This is a genomic window from Nonomuraea sp. NPDC049709 (assembly GCF_040674815.1).
Taxonomy (GTDB): domain Bacteria; phylum Actinomycetota; class Actinomycetes; order Streptosporangiales; family Streptosporangiaceae; genus Nonomuraea.
This window is the reverse complement of sequence record NZ_JBFANM010000010.1, coordinates 1-22489: the sequence shown is the minus strand read 5'-3', so window position 1 is coordinate 22489 and position 22489 is coordinate 1. Positions and strand designations below refer to the sequence as shown.

Genomic DNA, 22489 nt, shown 5'->3' with positions numbered 1-22489 from the left:
GCGTCAGCGGGTGACCAGGTCGCGCACCGCCTCGATCAGCCGGTCCACGTGCTCCTGCGTGCTGCCGATGCCGATCGAGGCCCGCACCGCGGAGGCCGTGTCGTCCTCACACCCGCCATCGGCCGTACCCAGCAAATGCCGGACGAAAGGATGCGCGCAGAACTTGCCGTCGCGCACCCCGATGCCGTACTCGCTGGACAGCACCTCGGCCACCTCACGGGCCGAGTAGCCGGCCACGGTGAACGACACGATGCCGACCCGCGGGTGATCGTCCCCCCACAGCGACAACTCCCGCACGCCGTCGATCGCGGCCAGCCCCGAGCGCAGCCGGGCGATCAGCCGCTCCTCCTCGCGCACCAGGGCCGTCCAGCCGGTGGCGGTCAGCGCGTCGCAGGCGGCGGCCAGGGCGATGGCGCCCAGCACGTTCGGGGTGCCCGCCTCGTGGCGCGGCTCCGGGTCGTCGTGCCACTCGGCGCTCTCCCCGACCGAGCGCACCGCACCCCCGCCCTTGAGGTACGGCTCCCCCTCGGCCAGCCAGTCCCGCCGCCCGACCAGCACGCCGGCACCGAAGGGCGCGTACAGCTTGTGCCCCGAGAAGGCCACGTAGTCCAGGTCGAGCGCGGTGAGGTTGAGCCGCCGGTGCGGCACCAGCTGAGCCGCGTCCACCAGGATGCGGGCCCCGTGGCGGTGCGCGATGTGGGCCAGGGCGGCGATCGGCCACAGCTCGCCGGTGACGTTCGAGGCGGCGGTGACCACGAGCAGCTTCGGCCCGTCGATCCCGGCCAGCGCCTCGTCGGCGGCGCGCACGGCCTCGCCGGGGAAGGCGGGCGGCGCCAGCCGTACGGACCGCTGCCAGGGCAGCAGCGAGGCGTGGTGCTCGGTGTCGAAGACCACGGTGGTGGTCCCGGCGGGCAGGCAGCCGGCCAGCAGGTTCGTGGCGTCGGTGGTGTTGCGGGTGAAGATCACGGCGTCGTCCGGGCGGGCGCCCACGAACGCCCTGACCGTGTGGCGGGCCTGCTCGTACCTCGCGGTGGTGAGCTGCGAGGCGTAGCCGGCGCCGCGGTGGACGCTGGAGTAGGCCGGGAGCGCGGCGGCGACGGCGGCGCTGACCGGCTCCAGACAGGGGGCGCTGGCGGCGTAGTCCAGGTTGGCGTACCCCACCAGCCGGCCGCCCTTGACCGGCACCTCGAGGTCGGCGCCGAGCACGGCGGGGATGGCCCGGCCGGTGGCGGCCGGGGGAGCCGTCGTCCCGGCGGCAGGGGTGGAGCTGAAGATCGTCAGAGTGGACACGGCGAACCTCCTCAGGGTCGTCGGACCCCTGGGAGCAGCCACGGAGCCCGCGCTTGCCCGCCACACCTCGTGACGGACCAGGTCTTCACCCGGGGCACCCCGCCGCGGACGCGAGGGTTGCCGGCCAGCTAGCCGGGGCTTGTCGCTGGCACTCATGACCTACGTTCGGCACTATAACCGACACCAGGGTAGGAATCGCAAGCCGCGAACTAATCCGGCCCCTGACTCGTTGCTACCGGAAACCCCCGTCAGCCATGAGTCATGGAGGTACGCAGATGCTGGAATGGGTGGCCGACCCACAGATCTGGATCGGCTTCTTCACCCTGGTCGCCCTGGAGATCGTGCTGGGGATCGACAACATCATCTTCATCTCCATCCTGGCCGGGAAACTCCCACCGGAACAACGGGACCGGGCCCGCGTGCTCGGTCTGGCCGCGGCCCTGATCAGCCGCCTGCTCCTGCTGCTCGGCCTGTCATGGGTGGTCCAGCTCACCGAGCCGCTGTTCACGGTCCTCGGCCAGGAGATATCGGGACGCGATCTGATCCTGCTGCTCGGCGGCCTGTTCCTGCTGGGCAAGAGCGTCACCGAGATCCACCACAGCATGGAGCCCGGGCCCGGCAAGGACGGCAAGCAGGCCGCCGCCATCTCCTTCACCTCGGTGATCGTGCAGATCATGATCCTGGACGTCGTGTTCTCGCTGGACTCCGTCATCACCGCCGTCGGCATGGTGGACGAGCTCGGCGTGATGATCGCGGCCGTCGTGGTGGCGGTGCTGGTGATGTTGTTCGCCTCCGGGCCCATCAGCCGGTTCGTGGACGCGCACCCGAGCATCAAGATGCTGGCGCTGGCGTTCCTGGTGCTGATCGGCGTGGTGCTCGTCGCCGAGGGCCTCGACCAGCACATCCCCAAGGGTTACATCTACTTCGCGATGGCGTTCTCGGTCATCGTGGAGCTGCTCAACATCCGGATGCGCGGCAGGCATGCGAAGCAGGAGGACCCCGCTCCTAAGATGCAATAGTGGGCTTTGATCCTTGGAATCCGGATTTTGTCGCTTACCCGTACCGGGTCTATGACCAGCTGAGACGCGAGGCGCCCGTCAGCTACTTCGAGCCGACGGGCCAGTGGCTCATCGCGCGGCACGCCGACGTGAACACGCTGCTCAGAGACCGCCGGCTGGGCCGCTCCTACCTGCACGTGGCCACCCACGAGGAGTTCGGCAGGGAGCCGGAGCCGGAGTTCCAGGAGCCGTTCTGGCGGGTGATCAGGGCGGGCATGCTCGACGTGGAGCCGCCGGTGCACACCAGGTTGCGCCGGCTGGTCTCCAGGGCGTTCACGCCGCGCATGGTCGAGTCGCTGCGCCCCCGGGTCCGGGCCATCGCCGGGAGCCTGGTGGACGCGTACGTGGACAAGGGCGGCGGCGACCTGATCGCCGAGGTCGCCGAGCCGCTCCCGGTCACCGTGATCGCGGAGATGCTCGGCATCCCCGACCGGGACCGCCACCTGCTGCGCCCCTGGTCGGCTGACATCTGCGGCATGTACGAGCTCAACCCCGCCCCCGAGGCCCAGCACACCGCGGTATGCGCGGCGTCGGAGTTCGCCGGCTACCTCAAGTCCCTGGCCGCCGAGCGCCGGGCCGACCCCGGCGAGGACCTCATCAGCGCCCTCACCCAGATCGACGAGCTGACCGACGACGAACTGGTCGGCACCTGCGTCCTGCTGCTCAACGCCGGCCACGAGGCCACCGTGAACGTGACGGGCAACGGCTGGTGGTCGCTGTTCCGGAACCCCGGCGAGCTGGCCCGGCTGCGCGAGGACCGCTCGCTGCTGCCCACGGCCGTCGAGGAGCTGATGCGCTGGGACACGCCGCTGCAGATGTTCGAGCGCTGGGTGCTGGAGGACATCGAGGTCCACGGCGTACGGATCCCGCGCGGCTCGGAGGTGGCGCTGCTGTTCGGCTCGGCCAACCGGGACCCGGCGGTGTTCGAGGACCCGGACCGGCTCGACGTGGGCCGCGCCGACAACCCGCACATCTCCTTCGGCGCCGGGATCCACTTCTGCCTGGGCGCGCCGCTGGCCCGCATCGAGCTGGTCGAGTCGTTCGGCGCGCTGCTGGACCGGGCGCCCAAGCTGGAGCTGCGGCAGGAGCCGGCCTGGAAGCCCGGCTACATCATCCGCGGACTCGAATCCCTGAAGCTCAGCGTCACCGCCTGAAGCAGGGCTCAGCGTCACCGCCTGAAGCAGGGCTCAGCGTCGCTGGCTGAGCCAGCCGAAGCCGCCGAGCCCCGACGCGTCGATCAGCTCGCCCTCCTCCGAGGCCCTCGCCAGGGCCCGGAGGTAGCCGCGCGGATCGGCGCGGGCCAGGTCGAGCGGCGGACGCGTGCCGGTGAGCCCCAGGTCCCGCAGCGCCGCGCGCTGTGTGGACAAGGTTGTGGATATCGCGCCGGCCCGCCGCCCGGCCTCCGCGCACGCGTCGAGCGCGACGTGAGCCGTGATGTCGCAGGTCCCGTCGGGTACGGGGGCGACGACCGCCCCGTCGCGGTATCCGGTCAGCGTTCCGTGCAGCGGCCGGTTGTCCACAGGGTGTGCATAATCGATGGCGATCGCCCGGCCGCTGGTGAGGCGGACGAGGACCGAGGCCCACGCCTCGTCACGCGGGCGGCCGATCTCCGCGCGCGCCCCCACGCGGGTCAGCGGCCACCACCGCTCGAGCCAGGCGCGGTCGGCCGGCCGCAGCGGCCCGCCGAGCCGCTCCTCGCCCGTGTGCACGTTGACCATGACGAGCCGCGGCCCGTCGGGAGTCTGCTCCACCACGTCGAGCGGCACGTTGTCCAGCCACTCGTTGGCGATGGCCAGCCCGGTGATGTCGGAGGGCAGGCTGCTGGACCACTCGACCCGCTCGGGCAGCCCCTCCGGCCGGGGGGACAGGTCCACGGCCGTGACGCGCAGCCGGTCGCGCAGCCGTGGCTCGGCGGCGTCGAGCACCTGGGTGACCAGCACGCCCTCGCCCGCGCCGATGTCCACCAGGTCGAGCACGTCAGGTTCGCCCAGTTCGGCGTCCACTTCCGCCAGCAGCGCCAGCACCGCCCCGGCGAAGGCCGCCGAGGCGCTGACCGAGGTGCGGAAGTGGCCTGACGGGCGTTCGCGGAGGTAGAAGCCCTCCTCGCCGTACAGCGCGCGCTCCGTTGCGACGCGCCAGGTGAGCCACATGCCTGGACTATCTCATGACTGGCCGATGATACGCATCGTCATCGAATGACTACTCAACGTCGTCAACTTGCGATAACGTTTACCCATTGTCATCGAGTGATTGCGTTGCGCCATCCCCCAAGTGGCGGAGCACTTCACTCTCGAGCAAGCACCTGCGGCCCAGGCCGCGAAACTGAGAGGAGCCCTCGTGCTGAAGAAGGTCATGGTCGTCACCGGAGCCGTTGCCATGATGTCGCTGGCCGTTCCGGCGCACGCCGACATCACCAACGGCACCGGCGGCGTGATCTCCGGCAACCAAGTGCACGTCCCGATCGTCGCGCCGATCAACGTCTGCGGCAACGCGGTGGCTGTCATCGGCCTCGCGATCGCGGGCTGCAAGGGTGGCGCGAACGCGTACGCGCCCAGTCACCACTGAGCAGGGAAAGAGCCCGGGCCGGCGCAGGCCGCCCCGGGCTCGTCTCCCCGCTGGTCATTCGGCGGATGACCAGTCGGCGCACCTCCAAGAGGTCGCATCGTGCGGGCGTCAGGTCCCGATCCGGGACCTCGGCGCCCGCTGCCATGCGATGAACCCCTCTCCTCATCTCTTCCGACAGGGGGTGCACGTTTTGTATGCCCTTGTCGCTTTTGTCGTTAACTCAACGCGCGGCAAAGCACCGGTCACGCTCTCACTCCTGAGAGGCCGTTACGCTGGTCGGCAGTGCCATCACGGTCGACAGGGGTGAGACGTCATGGACGCAGGTGATCGCCCGGCACGGCTGACCGTCGGCGTGCTCGGGGCAGGCAAGGTCGGTTCGGCCCTCGGCGCCGCGTTGGCGCAGGCGGGACACCGGGTGGTGGCCGCCAGCGGAGTGTCGGACAACTCGCAGCGGTGGGCGGCTGACCGGCTCGGCGTGAAGCCGTCCCGGCCTGATGAGGTGGTGGCGGCGGGCCAGCTCGTCCTGCTCACCGTGCCCGACGACGCGCTGCCCGACCTCGTCAACGGGCTGGCCGCCACCGGGGCCGACCTCCAGGGCAAGATGCTGGTGCACACCAGCGGGGCGTACGGCCTGTCGGTGCTCGACCCGGCGGCCCGGGCCGGGGCGCTGCCGCTCGCGCTGCATCCCGTGATGACGTTCACGGGCCGCGACGACGACCTCAACAAGCTCACCGGCATCTCCTACGGCGTCACGGCCCCGGAGGTGCTGCGCCCGGTCGCCGAGGCCCTGGTGATCGAGATGGGCGGCGAGCCGGTGTGGATCGCCGACGCCGACCGCCCGCTCTACCACGCGGCCCTGGCCGGGGCGGCCAACCACATGGTCACGCTCATCGCGGAGTCGTCCGACCTGTTGCGGGGCATCGGCGTCGAACATCCGGGGCGGATGCTGGGCCCGCTGCTCGGCGCCGCGCTCGACAACGTGCTGCGGCTGGGCATCGCCGGGCTGACCGGCCCCGTCGTGCGCGGTGACGCCGGTACGGTACGCAAGCACGTCGACGCGCTCATCCTGGCGGCTCCCGAGGCGGCCGACGCCTACATCGCGCTGGCCCGGCTCACGGCGGACCGGGCGCTGGCTGCGGGGTTGCTCAAACCGGAGGAGGCGGAGCGGCTGCTCGACGCGCTGGGGGGCAATATATGGACCTGATCGTCGCGTTCGGAGGGCAGTTATGGAGCTGATCGTCGCCAGGAGCCGGGAAGACCTGGTCAAGGCGCGCCGCACGGGGCCGGTGGCGCTGGTCCCCACCATGGGCGCGCTCCATGAGGGCCACAGGTCGCTGATCAGGCAGGCTCGGGTGCGCGCCGATCAGGTTGTGGTCAGCATTTTCGTCAATCCTCTGCAATTTTCTCCTAACGAGGATTTTTCACGCTATCCCCGTACATTTGACGCCGACCTGGATGTGTGCCGGGGCGAGGGCGTGGACGTCGTGTTCCACCCGGCCGTCGAGGACATGTACGCCGCCGACCGGCAGATCAGCATCTCCTCCGGGGAGATGGGCCGGATCGTCGAGGGCGCCTTCAGGCCGGGCCACTTCGACGGCATGCTCACGGTCGTGCTCAAGCTGTTCAACCTGGTCCAGCCCGACCTGGCCGTCTTCGGGCAGAAGGACGCCCAGCAGCTCGCCCTCATCCGCCGCATGGTCGCCGACCTCGACCTGCCCATCGAGATCCTGGGCGCGCCGACCGTACGCGAGCCGGACGGCCTGGCCCTGTCCAGCCGCAACCGCTACCTGTCGGACGACGACCGGCGGGTGGCGCTGGCGCTCTCGCGGGCCCTGCGGGCGGGCGCGGCCCAGCTGACGCCGGGCGAGATCCGGGCGTCGGCGCGGGCGGTGCTCGACGAGGCCGGCCCCGAGCTCGACGTGGACTACCTGGCGCTGGTCGACCCGGCCACGTTCGTCGAAGTGAGCGATTCCTACCAAGGCATGGCCGTGCTGGCGGTGGCCGCCCGCGTGGGCACCACCCGGCTGATCGACAACGTCACCCTCACCTTGAATCCCGCCTGAGGCGGATTACCGTCGGGAGCATGACGGACGAGGAGTTACGGGCCGAGCTGCTCCGGCGCATGGAGATGGACCAGGCGATGCGCCACCCGGCCAAGGGCTTTCCCGGGGACAAGCGGCTCGCGCGCCTCCAGAGGCTCGACGAGGGCAACACCGCCTGGCTGTATTCCGTGGTCGCCAACCGCGGCTGGCCGCTGATCTCCCAGGTGGGGGAGCGGGCGGCGCGGGCGGCCTGGCTCCTGGCGCAGCACGCCACCTCGCCCGAGGTGCAGCGCCTGTTCCACTACGTGATGGCCGACGCGGTGGAGTCGGACGAGGCCTCGTCGCACGACTTCGCGTACCTGGAGGACCGCGTACGCGTGCGCTCCGGCCGCCCCCAGCTCTACGGCACCCAGTTCCACGACGGCGGCGACGGCCTGGAACCCATGCCGATCGAGGACCCGGGCCTGCTCGACGAGCGCCGCAGGGCCATGGGGCTGGAGCCGTTCGCCGAGTACGAAGCCTTCATCAAGAAGACCGAGGGTCTCTGAGCCCCCCGGGGCATGCTCACGCAACGCCAGGCGTTATCGTCATAGTGACGAAATCGCCTCAGTGAGGAGACCCCCAATGAGTGCACCGGCGATTCCCCTCCGTCTGACCGCTCCCGCACCCGGCTGGACCGTAGAGGCGGACGTGGTCGTCGTGGGCTCGGGCATCGCGGGCCTGACCGTGGCCCTGCGCTACGCCGAGCTGGAACCGGCGGCCAAGGTCCTGGTCGTCACCAAGGACGTGCTGTCGTCCGGCTCCACCCGCTGGGCCCAGGGCGGCATCGCCGCCGTGCTCGACCCGCGCGACACCCCCGAGGAGCACCTGAACGACACGCTGGTCGCCGGGGTGGGGCTGTGCGACGTACGGGCGGTGCGCACGTTGGTGACGGAGGGGCCGGGCGCGCTGCGGCGGCTCATGGCGCGCGGCGCCCGCTTCGACCGTACGCCGGACGGCGAGCTCCAGCTCACCAGGGAGGGCGGGCACCACCGGCGCCGGATCGTGCACGCGGGCGGCGACGCCACGGGCGCGGAGGTGCAGCGGGCCCTCATCGAAGCGGTCCGCGCGGCCTCCATCGAGGTGATCGAGCACGCACTGGTGCTCGACCTGCTCAAGGACGCCCGGGGCCGGGCCAGGGGCGTGACCCTGCACGTCATGGGCGAGGGCGCCCGCGACGGGGTGGGCGCGGTGCGCGCCAGGGCGGTGGTGCTGGCCACCGGCGGCATGGGCCAGATCTACGCGGCCACCACCAATCCCGTGGTCTCCACCGGCGACGGCGTGGCGCTCGCCCTGCGGGCCGGGGCGGTGGTGCGGGACATCGAGTTCGTCCAGTTCCACCCGACCGTGCTCTGGCTCGGCGAGGGCTCGACCGGCCAGCAGCCGCTGATCTCCGAGGCGGTCAGGGGCGAGGGCGCCTTCCTGATCGACCACGAGGGCAACCGGTTCATGGAGGGCGCGCACGAGCTGGCCGACCTGGCGCCGCGCGACGTCGTCGCCAAGGCCATCATGCGGACGATGCGCCTGACCGGGCGCGACCACGTGTACCTGGACGGCCGCCACTTCGGCCGCGACAAGTGGGAGTCCCGCTTCCCGACGATCTACGCGGTCTGCCGCGAGCACGGCATCGACCCGGCCACCGAGCCGATCCCGGTCTCGCCGGCGGCCCACTACGCCAGCGGCGGCGTCCGTACGGACCTGCGCGGCCGTACCTCCATCGACGGCCTGTACGCCTGCGGCGAGGTCGCCTGCACGGGCGTGCACGGCGCGAACCGGCTGGCCTCCAACTCCCTGCTCGAAGGCCTCGTCTTCGCCGAGCGCATCGCCGAGGACATCCATGAGGTACGCCCGGCGCCGGGCGAGCCGGTCGCGAACGCGGCCGCCGAGGGGCTGGTGGACCCGAGGGTCAGGGCCAGGATCCAGGCCCACATGAGCACCGGGGCGAGCGTGCTGCGCAGCCGCGAGTCGCTGACCGCCACCGCGCGGGCGCTGCGCGACGCCCGCTGGACCCCCGTCGAGGTGCCGGCCTGCACCGAGTCCTGGGAGACCACGAACCTGCTCACCGTCGCCACCGTGCTCACCGGCGCGGCGGCCGCCAGGCTGGAGACACGCGGTTCACACTGGCGCGAGGACCACGACGAGCGCGACGATCACGAATGGCTGGGCCACCTGGACGTGACCCTGGCAGAGGAGGGCCCCTTCATGACGTACACGCCCCACGGCGACGCGATGCCGCCGCGCCTGGCGCAGGAGCTCACCGCCGCCGGGCTGGACCCGGCCGAGGTGGACGCGCTGATCGACCGCGCGATGGCCGAGGATCTGCAGGAGGCGGGCGACGTGACGAGCCTGGCCACCATCCCCGCCGAGCAGCGCTCGGTGGCCGACGTGGTGGCCCGCAAGGACGGCGTGGTGGCCGGCCTGGCGGTGGCCGAGGCGGTGTTCGTGCGGCTGGGCGCGGCCAGTGCCGAGCGCCGGGCCAAGGACGGCGAGCGGGTCAGGGCCGGCGACGTGCTGATGACGGTCGAGGGCCCGGTGCGCGCGCTGCTGACGGCCGAGCGCACCGCGCTCAACCTGCTCACGCACCTGTCCGGGGTGGCCACGCTGACCGGCAGGTGGGTCGAGGCGATCGACGGCACGGGCGCGCGCGTGCGCGACAGCCGCAAGACGCTGCCGGGGCTGCGCTCGCTGGAGAAGTACGCCGTGCGCTGCGGCGGCGGCGTCAACCACCGGATGTCGCTGTCGGACGCGGCCCTGATCAAGGACAACCACGTGGTGGCCGCCGGTGGGGTGGCCGAGGCGTTCAGGGCGGTCAGGGAGCGCTACCCCGACCTGCCGATCGAGGTGGAGATCGACCGGCTGGACCAGCTCGACCCCGTTCTCGACGAAGGCGCGGAGCTGATCTTGCTGGACAACTTCACGGTTGAGGACACCGCACATGCCGTACATGTCGTGAAAAATCGGGCGAAAAACAGGGTTGCGCTTGAGGCCAGCGGGGGATTGACCTTGGAATCGGCCCGTGATGTAGCGGAAACTGGCGTTGACTACCTTGCGGTAGGCGCGCTGACTCACTCTGCGCCGGCCCTGGACATCGCGTTGGATTTGCGGGGGTAATTGATGCTGCTCACGATCGACGTCGGCAACACGCACACGGTGCTGGGGCTGTTCGAGGGCGAGGACGTCATCGAGCATTGGCGGCTGGCCACGGACGCCCGCCGCACCGCCGACGAGATCGCGGTCGTGCTGCAGGGGTTGCTGACCCAGTCGCCGCTGCTCAAGGGGGCCGACGTCGACGGCATCGCCATTTGCTCCACCGTGCCGAGCGTGCTCAACGAGATGCGCGAGATGTGCCGCCGCTACTACGGCGACGTGACCGCGGTGATCGTGGAGCCGGGCATCCGCACCGGGGTGCCCGTACGCATGGACAACCCCAAAGAGGTCGGCAGCGACCGCATCGTGAACGCGCTGGCCGCCATCGACCAGTACGGCGGCCCCTGCGTCATCGTGGACTTCGGCACCGCGACCTCGTTCGACGCGGTCTCGGCCAAGGGCGAATACGTCGGCGCGGTCACCGCCCCCGGGATCGAGATCTCCGTGGACGCGCTGGCCGCCGCCGGGGCCCAGCTGCACAAGGTGGAGCTCGTCCGGCCGCGCTCGGTGATCGCCAAGAACACGGTCGAGGCGCTGCAGGCCGGCATCATCTACGGCTTCGCCGGCCAGGTGGACGGCATCGTCGAGCGCATGGCGGCCGAGCTGGCCGACGACCCCGACGAGGTGACCGTGGTGGCCACCGGCGGGCACGCGGCGCTGGTCGTGGGCGAGTCGCGGTCGATCGACGTGCACGAGCCGTGGCTCACGCTCATCGGGCTGCGCCTGGTCTACCACCGCAACACCACCTGACAAAGCAAACGAGCGGCCCCCGCTCGGACAGGGGGCCGCTCGCGTCTTCAGACGTCACTCGCTCTCGGCGGTGTAGAGGTACTCCCAGGGGCCGCACTTGCTGGGGTAGTTGCTGTGCGGGCCGATCTGGCACACCTTGGCGCGCAGGCTGTAGACGTCGTGCTCCTGGAAGGAGAACTTCTTGTAGCCCGGGTAGCCGCAGTACTTCTTGTAGTAGACCGGGGACCAGTCGTGGTCGAAGTCGCTGGCCTCGAACTTCACGAACGCGCACTTGCCACCCTGGCCGTACGAGCGGTTGTCCAGGTCGTACAGGCGGCCTCTGACCGAGACCTCGTTGGAGTCGCCCTGGTGGTCCCAGTCGACGCTGACCCGGCCCTCGGCCTTGGCCAGGTGGTACTTGGAGTAGACCGGGCCCCAGTACTCGGAGTAGTCGTCGTGGTCCGACGTGGTGGCGCTGGCGGCCGACGGAAGCGACAGGGCCACGGCGGTGGTGGCGGCGACAGCGAGGAAACCGGTCGCGATCTTCTTCAACATCTTCTCTCCTTGAGCTCCCCTGGGCCGGCTCCCTGCCGGCTCCCCCCTGAGCTCGTGAGATATTGATAGGCGAGGGCTCTTGCAGCGGTCCTGCAGAGAACCGACGAGCCCTTGCAGTTCGCCATATCCCCTACCCTTTGATGTTGTGAGCGACGAACTTCCCGAGCAGATGCGCATCCGGAGGGAGAAGCTCGACCGCCTTCGCAGCGAGGGCGTCGATCCTTACCCGGTGAATTTCCCACGCACGGCGACCAACGCCGAGGTCAGGGAGAAATACCAGGGCCTGGAGCCCGACACCGCCACCGGCGACACGGTCGCGGTCGCGGGGCGCGTCATGCTCAACCGCGTGGGGGGCAAGCTCTGCTTCGCCACGCTCCGCGACGGCGGCGCCGACCTGCAGGTCATGATCTCGCTCGACAAGGTGGGCGAGGAGTCCCTGGCCCGCTGGAAGCGCGACGTCGACCTGGGCGACCACGTGGGCGTGCGCGGCGAGGTCATCACCTCCCGCCGGGGCGAGCTGTCGATCCTGGCCGAGAGCTGGGAGATCACCGCCAAGTGCCTGCGCCCGCTGCCGGAGAAGCACGTCGGCCTCACCGACCCCGAGGCGCGGGTGCGCCAGCGTTACGTCGACCTCATCGTCAACGACGAGGCCAGGAAGATGGCGCGGGTCCGCAGCGCCACGGTGCGCGCGGTGCGCGACTTCTGGCACGAGGAGGGCTACCTCGAGGTCGAGACGCCGATGCTGCAGCCGATCCACGGCGGCGCCACGGCCCGGCCGTTCAAGACCCACATCAACGCCTACGACATGGAGCTCTACCTTCGCATCGCGATCGAGCTCTACCTCAAGCGGCTCGTGGTCGGCGGCATCGAGAAGGTCTTCGAGATCAACCGCAACTTCCGTAACGAGGGCGCGGACTCCACGCACAACCCCGAGTTCACCATGGTCGAGGCCTACGGCACCTACCTCGACTACAACGGCATCGCGGACCTGACCCAGCGGATGTACCAGAAGGCCGTGATGGCCGCCCTGGGCACCTCTGTGGTCGTGCACGAGGGCACCGAGATCGACCTCGGCATCGCCGAGTGGCCCCGCGTCACCCTCTACGACGCGGTCTCGCAGGCCGTGGGCGAGCACATCACCACCTCCACCACCCTGGAGGAGCTGCGCAAGCTGGCCGACCATCGCGAGATCCACTGGGACCCGAAGTGGGGCTCGGGCAAGCTCGTGCAGGAGCTGTTCGAGGCGCTCGTCGAGCACACGCTCGTCCAGCCCACGTTCGTCATGGACTACCCGCTGGAGACCTCGCCGCTGGCCCGCACCCACCGCGACGACCCGCTGCTGACGGAGAAGTGGGACCTCATCGGCTTCGGCACCGAGCTGGGCACCGGCTACTCCGAGCTCAACGACCCGATCGAGCAGCGCCGCCGCCTGGTCGAGCAGTCCCTCCTGGCCGCCGGGGGCGACCTGGAGGCGATGCAGCTCGACGAGGACTTCCTGCAGTCACTCGAATACGCGATGCCGCCGACGGGTGGCATGGGGGCGGGCATCGACCGGATGATCATGGCCTTCACCGGCCGCAACATCCGCGAGACCATCCTGTTCCCGCTGGTCAAGCCCACCCACTAGGGCCGGGGCAGGCGCACCGGCAGCGCGGCCAGGCCGCGCAGCACCACGTTCTCCTTGTACGGCGGCGCCGGGTCGGCCAGCTCCAGCTTGGGCGCCGCCGCGGCCAGGGCGGACAGCGCGATCTCGCCCTCCATCCTGGCCAGCGTGGCGCCGAGGCAGAAGTGGATGCCGAGCCCGAACGCGAGATGCCGGCCGGCCTCCCGGGTGACGTCGAAGCGGTCGGGATCGGGAAAGGCCGCCGGGTCGCGATTGGCCGCGCCTATCACCGCCATCACGAGGGTGCCCTTGGGCACCGGCACGCCGGCCAGCTCCACGTCCTCCATCGCGAGCCTGGAGGTGAGCTGGACCGGCGGGTCGTACCTGAGCACCTCCTCGACCACCTGCTTGGGCCGCTCCGCGGCGTGTGCCAGCAGGCCGTGCCGGGCCAGGTGCAACACCCCGTTGCCGATGAGGTTGACGGTGGTCTCGTGCCCGGCCACGAGCAGCAGCACGCAGGTGGCCAGCAGTTCGCCCTCGGTCAGCTCCCGCACTTGCGTCAGGGCGCTCAGGAGGTCGTCCCCGGGGCGCTCGCGCCTCATCGCGGAGAGCTCGCGGAAGTAGTCGCGAAACTCCCTTCTGGCACGCCCGGTTTCCGATACGAGGTCGTCTGTAAGCATCGGGTCAAGGCCGCGAGCCAGGATCTCGCTCCAGCCGCGGAAGCGCTCCTCGTCCTCCGGAGGCACCCCGAGCATCTCGCTGATGACCATGACCGGCAGCGGGTACGCCAGGCCGGACACGAGATCGGCCTCCTCGGGCAACCCGGCGACCAGCTCGGCGGTGATCGCCTCGATCCGCGGGCGGAGCCGTTCCAGCATGCGCGGGGTGAAGGCCCTGCTCACCAGGGCACGCAGCCTGGTGTGGTCGGGCGGGTCCAGCCACAGGAACGATTCAACGGGCTGACCTGGGTTGTTCCGGTTAGCCTCGGCGGAGCCGCGGCCGAAACGCGGGTCGCGCAGCAGCACCGTACAGAGCTCGTGGGTGGTGGCGACGAGCAGCCCGCCGCGCGTGCGGAAGAGAGGCCCGCGCGCGCTCATCTCGCGATAACGGGCGTACGGATCGCGCAGGAACCCTTTGTCGAACGGGTCGAAACCCAGGACGTCCGCCGCGCTCATCGACGCTGGATCCGGAGCTGGGGAGGGCTCGACGAGATCACTCATCGGGCGACGCACGGTGCCGACATATCGCGAGTACGTCACATATTTCGGATCATGTCAATAGTGCTCGTCAAGGGTGGAGATTGTCATGCTTGACGACCTTTCCAGGATGCGTTTACCGTCTGCGAGGAGCAACTTGGCCGGGTCGATCGGTCCAAGTTCTGCTGTTGGGGGGGAGGGCTCCCGATGGATGTGCTCACTGAAGGTGTTGAGCTGAGCCATGCGGACCTTGCGTTGCTGGCGGAGCTGGCCAAGGGGGTCACGGTCGACCGGGTGGGGAGACGACTGGATATCAGCGGGCGGACGGTACGCCGGAGGTTGCGAGGCATCTGCGACCGCATCGGCGTGGCCACGGCGATCGAGGCGGTGGCCTGGGCCGCCCGCCGCCAGTTGATCTAGCGACGGGCGGTGCCGGGGCTCAGTCAGCGATGCGTACGGCGCCGGCGAACGGCCGCCGGGCGATCGAGGCGATGCGGACGACGTCACCGGTCTGCGGCGCGTGCACCATCATGCCGCCGCCGAGGTAGATGCCCACGTGGTGCAGGTCGTTGTAGAAGAAGACCAGGTCACCCGGCCGCAGCTCCTCGCGCGAGATGTGCCTGCCGGCGGTCCACTGGCTGCCCGTGTAGTGCGGCAGGGAGATGCCCACCTGCTGGTAGGCCGCCATCACCAGGCCCGAGCAGTCGTAGGAGTTCGGGCCCTCGGCGCCCCAGACGTACGGCTTGAGCTGCTGCGTGAGCGCCCAGCGGGCGGCCTGCGCCGCCTTGCCGCCGCCGATGATCGGCAGGTTCACGCGCACCGCCCGCGTGCCGGGCCGTCCGGCCTCGCCCAGCGCCCGCTGGAACAGGTTGCTCTCGACCCTGGTGACCAGCTTCGTGATCTTGTCGCGCTTGGTGTCGAGCTCGGAGACCAGCTTCTGGACCTCCTCGATGCGCGTCTTGGCGCCAGCCCTGGCGCGCTCGGCGGCCTCCCTGGCCCTGGCGACCTGGTTGACCTCCTCGCCCTGCTGCTGTTCGAGCACGTATGTGGTGGCGGCGCGGTCGAGGAAGGTGTCGGGGTCCTCGGAGGTGGCGAACGCCAGCGCCTTGCCCAGACCACCGGTGATGTAGGCGTTCTCGGCGAGCAGGGCGGCCTTGGCGCGCTTGGCCTCGAGATCGGCCTCACTGGTCGCCAGCGTCTTCTGCGCGGCCTCAGAGGCCTTCTTGGCGGTCTTGAGCTTCTCCCGCTGGCCGTTGTACTCCTCGGACAGCGTCTCGATCTCCGTGTGCATCTTCTCGACCTGCTTGGCCAGGTCCTGGAGCGACGGTTTGGGGTCCGCGGACGCCGAACCGACGGGGATGGCTATCAGCAGCGCGGCGATTGTGACACTCACCACACCGAAGCGGCGCGGTCGCCGGGCCCGTTCCGGAGGGCGGGCGTGCTTGCCCGCCGCCTTCCCCCCACGGTTGAGCGTGAGCTCCACCAACCAGCTCCTCTCATAGACGCCTACCGGGTTAGCTGACGGGTTCGGGCCGGAGCAGCCCTACCGAATGATTCGGATTCACCCCAGTGGTGGCGTCGGGTGACGCCACCGGCGGGTCCCCGGCTCCCCTCGCGGGGATTGGGCGTGTCCCCCTCGTCGCGATACGCGGGGAACATCGTCGCAGGACACTAATGCACTCCGGGTTCGTGCTCAACCAGAACTGCCGAGTCTGTAGAGGTTTCACAACCGAAGGGTCACAAGGTGATCTCGTGCACGCTCGTGCAGAACCGACTTTATGTCCTGTTTGCCGTCGATGCGGCCGAATGCAGAGATCCGCGGGGTGCGTGCCTGCATGGCCACGGGATGTAACAGGATGAGCCCACAGATGGGAGTTAGGGCTGAGCCGTAATGACATCTGTACTCTGGAGAGCCATGGAGCAGGTGGCCGAACTGACAGTGCCCGAGACCGCGGTGGTGGTCCGGCGTGCCCGCACGCCCGACGTGCGGACGGTCAGGCGCCTGGTGGACACCTACGCGGGCGCGGGACCGCGGCTCCTGGAGAAGGCCACGGTGACCCTGTACGAGGACGTACAGGAGTTCTGGGTGGCCGAGCTGGGCGGACAGGTCGTCGGCTGCGGCGCACTCCACGTGCTCTGGGAGGACCTCGCCGAGGTCCGCACCGTTGCCGTGGACCCCGAGTGCCGGGGGATGGGCGTCGGCCATCGGATCGTCTCAGCTCTCATACAGCAGGCGAAGGATCTGGGTCTGCGGCGTGTATTCTGCCTGACTTTTGAGGTCGACTTCTTCGCGAGGCATGGCTTTCGCCCGATTCAGGGCACACCGGTCTCCCCTGAGGTGTACGCCGAACTGCTGGCCTCGTACGACGAGGGTGTGGCGGAGTTCCTCGACCTGGAACACGTCAAACCGAACACCCTGGGCAACACCCGCATGCTGCTCCATCTGACATCGGGTGACGCGGACCTTGACCAGATGGAAAGGTGATTGTTGATACCTATGTCGATACGTTGGGCAGCACAGGCATGTGTCCTGACACGTGCCACATGCGCACTCGAAGCGAGGTGACACGGTGAGCACCGGACAGCCGCCGTATCCACAGGACGAATCCGGCGAAAATTCTGCGCCTGCCACCCCCTACGGGCAGCAGAACACGGGCCGCCACCCCGGCGAGCCCGACCCCGACGTCACTGTGGTCGGCTACCGGGCGGACGATGCCTACGGGCAGCAGCCCCAGTACGGCCAGCAAGGCTATGGCCAGCAACAGGGCTACGGCCAGCAACCTCAGTACGGCCAGCAGCACGGCTACGGCCAGCAGCAGCCGCAATATGGCCAGCAGGGCTACGGACAGCAACAGCCGTCCCAGCCCGGCTACGGCCAGCAGGGCTATGACCAGCAGCAGGGTTACGGTCAGCAGCAGCAGCAGCAGCCGTCCCAGCCTGACTACGGTCAGCAGGGTTACGGCCAGCAGCAGGGTTACGGTCAGCAGCCGCAGTCGGGCCAGCAGCCGCAGTACGGTCAGCAGCAGGGTTACGGTCAGCAGGGTTACGGGCAGCAGCAGCCGTCCCAGCCCGACTACGGTCAGCAGCAGGGCTACGGCCAGCAGCAACAGCCGTCCCAGCCGTCCCAGCCGGACTATGGCCAGCAGGGCTACGGCCAGCAGCCGTCCCAGCCTGACTACGGCCAGCAGCACGGCTACGGTCAGCAGCCGCAGTCGGGCCAGCAGCCGCAGTACGGTCAGCAGCAGGGGTACGGCCAGCAGGGTTACGGGCAGCAGCAGCCGTCCCAGCCCGACTACGGTCAGCAGGGCTACGGCCAGCAGCCCGGCTACGGGCAGCAGCCCCAGTCCCAGCCTGACTACGGTCAGCAGCAGGGCTACGGGCAGCAGCAGTCCCAGCCCGGCTACGCCCAGCCCGGCTACGGCCAGCAGCAGTACGGTGACCAGCAGCAGTACGGCCAGGCCTACGGGCAGCAGCCCCAGGCCTACGGTCAGGGCGGTTACGGGCAGCAGCCCGGTTACGGCCAGCCCTACGGCCAGCCGGTCGGCGTCCAGCCGCCCGGGGCGCCGGCGCCGCTGGCGGAGTGGTGGCAGCGGCTGGTGGCCAGGATCATCGACGGTGTCATCTTCGGCATCGTGCTTTTCCTGGTGCAGCTGGTCCTCACCCCGCTGTATCCCTCCTACAGCTCGATCACCGGGATCACCAGCGGCCTCACCTTCGGGCTCCTGTACTACCTCGTGGTCTCGATCGTCGCGACCCTGATCTACGTCGCCTACGACTTCCTCCTGGTCAAGATGAAGGGCCAGACGGTCGGCAAGATGGTGATGGGCATCAAGGTCGTCCAGATCGGCGGGCACGTGCAGCCGGAGGGCCTGCCGACCGACGTGTCGCTCAAGCGGGCGCTCGTGACGGTGGGCGGCTACATCCTCTACTGGGTGCCTCTGCTCGGCCCCCTGCTCGCCGCGGTGATCTACGCCCTCAACGGCGCATCGCAGCTCTGGGACAAGCCGCTGCACCTGACCTTCGCGGACAAGTTCGCGAAGACCGTGGTGGTGAAGATCAAGTAGTCCTCTGCACACACAAAAACAGGGGCCGGCTTCCCGCCGGCCCCTGTGTTTTGTCCACGTGCCCGTACCAGAATGGAGATCCAAGCCGCCGATGACGCGAGGTGGGAAGTTATGGCCGGGACGGTCCCGCGGCCGGACGCGCCGCCCGCGGAATGGTGGGAACGGCTGGCCGCCCGGCTGATTGAAGCACTCGTCTTCGGGGTCTTCTATTACATTCTGTTCATCGCGCTGTGGGGCATCTTCCGAACTGTCGGGATGATGGAGGTGTTCGAGGGGCGGCTCCCGGGCGTGTTCGCGTGGCTGGTGGCCGGGCTGGGTTATGCGGGCTACGACTGGTGGGCGCATTCCCGGTACGGGCGGACGTTCGGTAAGGCGATCATGAAGATTCGCCTGGCGCCGGGTGACCTGCCGTCCCGCGCACTGCTCAAACGAGCCATGGTCTATCCCGCCCCCGTGATGCTGATGGGCATTCCGGTCGCCAATCTGCTGGCGGGAATGTTGCTCTTCGGCGTCGGGCTGCTCATCCTGATCGACAAGCCGCTGGAGCGGGGTCCGCACGACCGGCTGGCCGGTACGCGGGTGGTAAAAGATCTTCGCTGAGCCATCCGTACCTGGGCAGATGCCTGGCGGGTGCCTTTTCGCAAAATTTTCGCTTGATCCGGTAAGGAGCCTGGAGAGACTGGCATTAGGCTATGGGGCGTCCGGGTTGCCGGATGTTGGCGCCCCTGCGACGCGCAGGGCATCTGTGTGCCGCTATGGTCGGGTGCGGGCGGTAGTCGCCTGCGCTGTCATGAGGAGCCGGGCTCACCGGCCGCGCTCCCAGCGCATAATGCGCCCCCGAAACCCCGCTAGCCGTGGAGGCGAGGACGAATGGAAGCCCTTACAGACGTATTGTCAGCGCTCATCCCCCCTGTGGTGGTGGGCGGCGCCTTCATCTTTGGCGTAGTGAAGTTGGTCCGGTCGGAGGCCCTGGGAGGCCGTCGAAACCGCGAGGATCAGCCCGAGAGCCAGAACTGATCGGCTAGTCAGCCGAATCCCCGTAGCGCTGAATTGTCTCCACGCCTTTCCGGGTATATGTTTGGGCAGGCGAATGAAACAATGCTCCGCGAAAGGATTGCGTAGATGGCCAAGCAGATCCAGGAGATTCTCATCGATGACCTCGATGGGGGCGAGGCCAATGAGACGGTCAGCTTCGCTATTGACGGCTCCTCCTATGAGATTGACCTCAGCGACCTTAACGCGAAGAAGCTGAGGGACGCTCTCACGCCTTTCGTGCAGCATGCGCGCAGGGCGGGCGCCGTATCCACGCGTCGCCGTGGCCGCGGCGGCAACCGTGCGATGAGCCGCGAGAAGAGCTCGGAGATCCGGCAGTGGGCCAAGGCTCACGGCCTGCCGGTCAGCGAGCGCGGCCGCATCGCCTCCACCGTCGTGGAGAAGTACGAAGCTGCTCACTAAGGAGCCGGCTCTCGACCATGCGCTTATGATGTTCGCCTTGGACCCCGGCGGCCGCCATAAGCGCATGATCGTTTCTGGGGTGTTCCCGAAACCGGGATCCTCCCGGATGTTGATCTCCTGGGCCCCATATGCGGGCGTTTTGGGCACACGTTCCTGCCCACCCCGGCACTGATTCACCGGGCGGTGCCAGATATGCGATGGCGCCATGCTCCGTGCGGCCGAATGCCGTGTGGTGTGCCCACACCGCATTCAACGAACACCCGGCACGCGCGGCATGGCCTTCCCCGCCGCGCATTGCCATGAGGCGGCGACATTGGCTCGCCGCGACGGGTGGGCACCGCCCCCATCCAACCGCGCCCATGGAACGGGCCATCGCGAAAATCGCGGGCGCGGTTAACCCGGCGGCGATCCTCACTCGCTGTAACGCTTTTGCGAGATCTCCATGGGCGGCCGGCCGCCCAAACCCGCCTGTGCGGAAGCGTCGCCTCGCTCGGCGGGTTGCGGTGGACGCGGGGTATAACGGCCGCCGGGAGCGGGGCATAACCCGCAAGTATGAGCATCCCTCGCACAATGTCGCTTCCCGGGGCACCGGTGCACAATCTTCGACCCCTCAGAGTGCGATTGCCACGCAACTGCAAGAGTGAGGAGAGTCCCGGAATCCCGCCGCCGCCCGGGGATGGCGTCTCATGATGCGGGATGGATCCGGTAACCGGGCTGACCGGATGCCGGATTACCGATTACCGTGTGTACCGTATGTGTCCCGCCGTACGGATGTGCGGTCCGTACCGTGTTGTGCTCAGGGCGTAGCGCGCTCGCTTGGCCAAGCATTGCGGTGGGACATAGGATGATTAGGTATCAAGATACGGGCGCGGCATCTGAGATGCATGGGAGAACAGGCGTCCCCGCGCCGGCTTCACGCCCGGCGTCCGATGGCCGGCCCGTGCGGACCCGTGTGCGCCGCGGGCGGCAATTTACAGCCGCTTCCGCGAAGGGTCCTAAACATCGTTCGCTTGCGGCGTATCGGGAACATGTCACCCCCGAACAGTAGTTGGATGGAGGGTGAACGCCCTGCTCTCGGGGAACGTGTCTGCTATAGAGCGTGTCAGCGGCGAGTGGGCACGGTTCGCCGAGCCAGGGCTAGCATGCGGGAGGACGGGACCGGATTTACCGGCCTGACTGACCGCTCTGTGAGGAGCGACGAGATGTTCGAGAGGTTCACCGACCGAGCGAGGCGTGTTGTCGTCTTGGCCCAAGAAGAGGCCAGGATGCTCAACCACAACTACATCGGCACTGAGCACATTCTTCTTGGTTTGATCCATGAAGGTGAGGGCGTAGCCGCCAAGGCTCTGGAGAGCCTCGGCATCAGCCTTGAGGGTGTGCGCCAGCAGGTCGAGGAGATCATCGGCCAGGGCCAGTCGGCTCCGTCGGGGCACATTCCGTTCACCCCGCGGGCCAAGAAGGTCCTCGAGCTGTCGCTCCGTGAGGCTTTGCAGCTGGGTCACAACTACATCGGCACCGAGCACATCCTGCTCGGGCTCATCCGCGAGGGTGAGGGTGTGGCGGCCCAGGTGCTGGTCAAGCTTGGAGCTGATCTCAACCGTGTCAGGCAGCAGGTCATCCAGCTGCTGCACGGTTACCAGGGCAAGGAGCCTGCCGCGGCGGGCGGGCCGCAGGAGTCGGCCCCGTCGACCTCCCTGGTGCTCGACCAGTTCGGCCGCAACCTGACCCAGGCCGCCCGCGAGGGCAAGCTGGATCCGGTCATCGGCCGCGAGAAGGAGATCGAGCGGGTCATGCAGGTCCTCTCCCGGAGGACCAAGAACAACCCGGTTCTCATCGGCGAGCCCGGCGTCGGCAAGACCGCCGTCGTGGAGGGCCTGTCCCAGAAGATCGTCAGGGGCGAGGTGCCCGAGACGCTGAAGGACAAGCAGCTCTACACGCTTGACCTCGGTGCCCTGGTCGCCGGCTCGCGCTACCGCGGTGACTTCGAGGAGCGCCTGAAGAAGGTGCTCAAGGAGATCCGCACGCGCGGCGACATCATCCTGTTCATCGACGAGCTGCACACGCTCGTGGGTGCGGGCGCCGCCGAGGGCGCGATCGACGCCGCCAGCATCCTCAAGCCGATGCTGGCCCGCGGCGAGCTGCAGACGATCGGCGCGACGACGCTCGACGAGTACCGCAAGTACTTGGAGAAGGACGCGGCGCTGGAGCGGCGCTTCCAGCCGATCCAGGTGGCCGAGCCCAGCCTCAGCCACACGATCGAGATCCTCAAGGGTCTGCGCGACCGCTACGAGGCGCACCACCGCGTGTCGATCACCGACGACGCCCTGGTGGCCGCCGCGCAGCTGGCCGACCGCTACATCAGCGACCGCTACCTGCCCGACAAGGCGATCGACCTCATCGACGAGGCCGGTTCCCGGATGCGCATCCGCAGGATGACCGCTCCGCCGGACCTGCGCGAATACGACGAGAAGATCGCCAACGTCCGTCGCGACAAGGAGTCCGCGATCGACGCGCAGGACTTCGAGAAGGCCGCTGCCCTCCGTGACCAGGAGAAGCAGCTCCAGCTCAAGCGCGAGCGGCGGGAGAAGGAGTGGAAGGCCGGCGACATGGATGTCGTGGCCGAGGTCACTCAGGAGCTCATCGCCGAGGTTCTGGCGACCGCCACCGGCATCCCGGTCTTCAAGCTGACCGAGGAGGAGTCGCAGCGCCTGCTCCGCATGGAGGACGAGCTGCACAAGCGGATCAT

The 22489-nt window shown here is 68.9% G+C and carries 20 protein-coding genes and 2 riboswitches; of the genes, 15 read left to right on the top strand and 5 right to left on the bottom strand.

Going from position 1 to position 22489, the window contains the following annotated elements; all coding sequences use genetic code 11:
• Window positions 1–3: 3 nt before the first annotated feature.
• Window positions 4–1290, bottom strand: a complete 1287-nt coding sequence (locus AB0J69_RS11915; RefSeq protein ID WP_364115754.1) for an aminotransferase class V-fold PLP-dependent enzyme — start codon at window positions 1288–1290, stop codon at window positions 4–6.
• A gap of 44 nt (window positions 1291–1334) precedes the next feature.
• Window positions 1335–1450, bottom strand: a riboswitch (SAM riboswitch).
• A gap of 115 nt (window positions 1451–1565) precedes the next feature.
• Here AB0J69_RS11915 and AB0J69_RS11910 point away from each other — a divergent pair.
• Together AB0J69_RS11910 and AB0J69_RS11905 are read left to right on the top strand one after the other, a co-directional pair.
• Complete coding sequence (locus tag AB0J69_RS11910; protein ID WP_364115751.1) at window positions 1566–2309, top strand: TerC family protein; 744 nt, start codon at window positions 1566–1568, stop codon at window positions 2307–2309.
• On the top strand, window positions 2309–3502 hold the full coding sequence (locus AB0J69_RS11905) for a cytochrome P450 (RefSeq protein WP_364115748.1): 1194 nt from the start codon (window positions 2309–2311) through the stop codon (window positions 3500–3502). The genes AB0J69_RS11910 and AB0J69_RS11905 overlap by 1 nt, the downstream gene beginning before the upstream one ends.
• A gap of 33 nt (window positions 3503–3535) precedes the next feature.
• On the opposite strand, the gene AB0J69_RS11900 is transcribed toward AB0J69_RS11905, so the two are convergent.
• Window positions 3536–4498 (bottom strand): SAM-dependent methyltransferase, encoded by a 963-nt coding sequence (locus AB0J69_RS11900; RefSeq protein ID WP_364115745.1) that lies wholly within the window; start codon window positions 4496–4498, stop codon window positions 3536–3538.
• A 187-nt stretch (window positions 4499–4685) separates the two neighbouring features.
• Between AB0J69_RS11900 and AB0J69_RS11895 the strand changes: the two genes are divergently transcribed.
• From AB0J69_RS11895 to AB0J69_RS11870, 6 genes are all read left to right on the top strand, one after another.
• Window positions 4686–4913 (top strand): chaplin, encoded by a 228-nt coding sequence (locus tag AB0J69_RS11895; protein ID WP_364115742.1) that lies wholly within the window; start codon window positions 4686–4688, stop codon window positions 4911–4913.
• Window positions 4914–5226: 313 nt separating this feature from the next.
• A complete protein-coding gene (locus tag AB0J69_RS11890) occupies window positions 5227–6117 on the top strand; it encodes a DUF2520 domain-containing protein (protein ID WP_364115739.1) in 891 nt (296 codons plus the stop codon).
• 22 nt (window positions 6118–6139) lie between these two features.
• Window positions 6140–6976 carry a pantoate--beta-alanine ligase gene (gene panC, locus AB0J69_RS11885; RefSeq protein WP_364115736.1) on the top strand — a complete coding sequence of 279 codons (837 nt, stop codon included), beginning with the start codon at window positions 6140–6142 and terminating at the stop codon, window positions 6974–6976.
• Window positions 6977–6996: 20 nt separating this feature from the next.
• Window positions 6997–7503: a DUF6624 domain-containing protein gene (locus tag AB0J69_RS11880; protein WP_364115734.1), complete on the top strand. Its 507-nt coding sequence runs from the start codon at window positions 6997–6999 to the stop codon at window positions 7501–7503.
• Window positions 7504–7579: 76 nt separating this feature from the next.
• Window positions 7580–10105: an L-aspartate oxidase gene (locus AB0J69_RS11875; protein WP_364115731.1), complete on the top strand. Its 2526-nt coding sequence runs from the start codon at window positions 7580–7582 to the stop codon at window positions 10103–10105.
• A 3-nt stretch (window positions 10106–10108) separates the two neighbouring features.
• Window positions 10109–10891, top strand: coding sequence for a type III pantothenate kinase (locus AB0J69_RS11870; protein WP_364115729.1), 783 nt, complete (start codon window positions 10109–10111; stop codon window positions 10889–10891).
• Between the two features lie 54 nt (window positions 10892–10945).
• On the opposite strand, the gene AB0J69_RS11865 is transcribed toward AB0J69_RS11870, so the two are convergent.
• Window positions 10946–11425 (bottom strand): hypothetical protein, encoded by a 480-nt coding sequence (locus AB0J69_RS11865; protein ID WP_364115726.1) that lies wholly within the window; start codon window positions 11423–11425, stop codon window positions 10946–10948.
• A 145-nt stretch (window positions 11426–11570) separates the two neighbouring features.
• Here AB0J69_RS11865 and lysX point away from each other — a divergent pair, with 145 nt between their 5' ends.
• Window positions 11571–13052, top strand: coding sequence for a bifunctional lysylphosphatidylglycerol synthetase/lysine--tRNA ligase LysX (lysX, locus tag AB0J69_RS11860; protein WP_364115723.1), 1482 nt, complete (start codon window positions 11571–11573; stop codon window positions 13050–13052).
• Here the strand turns inward: lysX and AB0J69_RS11855 are convergent.
• The gene (locus tag AB0J69_RS11855; protein ID WP_364115720.1) at window positions 13049–14203 is read right to left on the bottom strand and encodes a cytochrome P450; all 1155 of its coding nucleotides are present in this window, start codon (window positions 14201–14203) and stop codon (window positions 13049–13051) included. The genes lysX and AB0J69_RS11855 overlap by 4 nt on opposite strands.
• 228 nt (window positions 14204–14431) lie before the next feature.
• On the opposite strand from AB0J69_RS11855, the gene AB0J69_RS11850 reads away from it, so the two are divergent.
• Window positions 14432–14644, top strand: coding sequence for a LuxR C-terminal-related transcriptional regulator (locus AB0J69_RS11850; RefSeq protein ID WP_043615366.1), 213 nt, complete (start codon window positions 14432–14434; stop codon window positions 14642–14644).
• Window positions 14645–14663: 19 nt separating this feature from the next.
• Here AB0J69_RS11850 and AB0J69_RS11845 read toward each other — a convergent pair whose 3' ends face one another.
• Entirely contained in the window at window positions 14664–15617 is a 954-nt protein-coding gene (locus tag AB0J69_RS11845; RefSeq protein WP_364115717.1) for an NlpC/P60 family protein, read from the bottom strand.
• Window positions 15618–15712: 95 nt separating this feature from the next.
• Window positions 15713–15862, bottom strand: a riboswitch (cyclic di-AMP (ydaO/yuaA leader).
• A 277-nt stretch (window positions 15863–16139) separates the two neighbouring features.
• On the opposite strand from AB0J69_RS11845, the gene AB0J69_RS11840 reads away from it, so the two are divergent.
• The 5 genes from AB0J69_RS11840 to AB0J69_RS11820 form a co-directional block, all read left to right on the top strand.
• Entirely contained in the window at window positions 16140–16709 is a 570-nt protein-coding gene (locus AB0J69_RS11840; RefSeq protein WP_364115714.1) for an amino-acid N-acetyltransferase, read from the top strand.
• 85 nt (window positions 16710–16794) lie between these two features.
• On the top strand, window positions 16795–18288 hold the full coding sequence (locus AB0J69_RS11835; protein ID WP_364115712.1) for an RDD family protein: 1494 nt from the start codon (window positions 16795–16797) through the stop codon (window positions 18286–18288).
• A 111-nt stretch (window positions 18289–18399) separates the two neighbouring features.
• Window positions 18400–18888, top strand: coding sequence for an RDD family protein (locus AB0J69_RS11830; RefSeq protein WP_364115709.1), 489 nt, complete (start codon window positions 18400–18402; stop codon window positions 18886–18888).
• Between the two features lie 522 nt (window positions 18889–19410).
• Window positions 19411–19743: an Lsr2 family protein gene (locus AB0J69_RS11825; protein ID WP_043615857.1), complete on the top strand. Its 333-nt coding sequence runs from the start codon at window positions 19411–19413 to the stop codon at window positions 19741–19743.
• A 1202-nt stretch (window positions 19744–20945) separates the two neighbouring features.
• Window positions 20946–22489, top strand: a 1544-nt coding sequence (locus AB0J69_RS11820) for a Clp protease N-terminal domain-containing protein (RefSeq protein WP_146178305.1), incomplete at its 3' end; no start/stop codon positions are given.

Excerpts from the sequence above, each read along its gene's own strand:
- AB0J69_RS11910 (WP_364115751.1), top strand. The coding sequence starts at position 1,566 with ATGCTGGAATGGGTGGCCGACCCACAGATCTGGATCGGCTTCTTCACC.
- AB0J69_RS11900 (WP_364115745.1), bottom strand. The coding sequence starts at position 4,498 with ATGTGGCTCACCTGGCGCGTCGCAACGGAGCGCGCGCTGTACGGCGAG.
- AB0J69_RS11890 (WP_364115739.1), top strand. The coding sequence starts at position 5,227 with ATGGACGCAGGTGATCGCCCGGCACGGCTGACCGTCGGCGTGCTCGGG.
- panC (WP_364115736.1), top strand. The coding sequence starts at position 6,140 with ATGGAGCTGATCGTCGCCAGGAGCCGGGAAGACCTGGTCAAGGCGCGC.
- AB0J69_RS11880 (WP_364115734.1), top strand. The coding sequence starts at position 6,997 with ATGACGGACGAGGAGTTACGGGCCGAGCTGCTCCGGCGCATGGAGATG.
- AB0J69_RS11875 (WP_364115731.1), top strand. The coding sequence starts at position 7,580 with ATGAGTGCACCGGCGATTCCCCTCCGTCTGACCGCTCCCGCACCCGGC.
- AB0J69_RS11870 (WP_364115729.1), top strand. The coding sequence starts at position 10,109 with ATGCTGCTCACGATCGACGTCGGCAACACGCACACGGTGCTGGGGCTG.
- AB0J69_RS11865 (WP_364115726.1), bottom strand. The coding sequence starts at position 11,425 with ATGTTGAAGAAGATCGCGACCGGTTTCCTCGCTGTCGCCGCCACCACC.
- AB0J69_RS11855 (WP_364115720.1), bottom strand. The coding sequence starts at position 14,203 with ATGAGCGCGGCGGACGTCCTGGGTTTCGACCCGTTCGACAAAGGGTTC.
- AB0J69_RS11850 (WP_043615366.1), top strand. The coding sequence starts at position 14,432 with ATGGATGTGCTCACTGAAGGTGTTGAGCTGAGCCATGCGGACCTTGCG.
- AB0J69_RS11840 (WP_364115714.1), top strand. The coding sequence starts at position 16,140 with ATGGAGCAGGTGGCCGAACTGACAGTGCCCGAGACCGCGGTGGTGGTC.
- AB0J69_RS11830 (WP_364115709.1), top strand. The coding sequence starts at position 18,400 with ATGGCCGGGACGGTCCCGCGGCCGGACGCGCCGCCCGCGGAATGGTGG.
- AB0J69_RS11825 (WP_043615857.1), top strand. The coding sequence starts at position 19,411 with ATGGCCAAGCAGATCCAGGAGATTCTCATCGATGACCTCGATGGGGGC.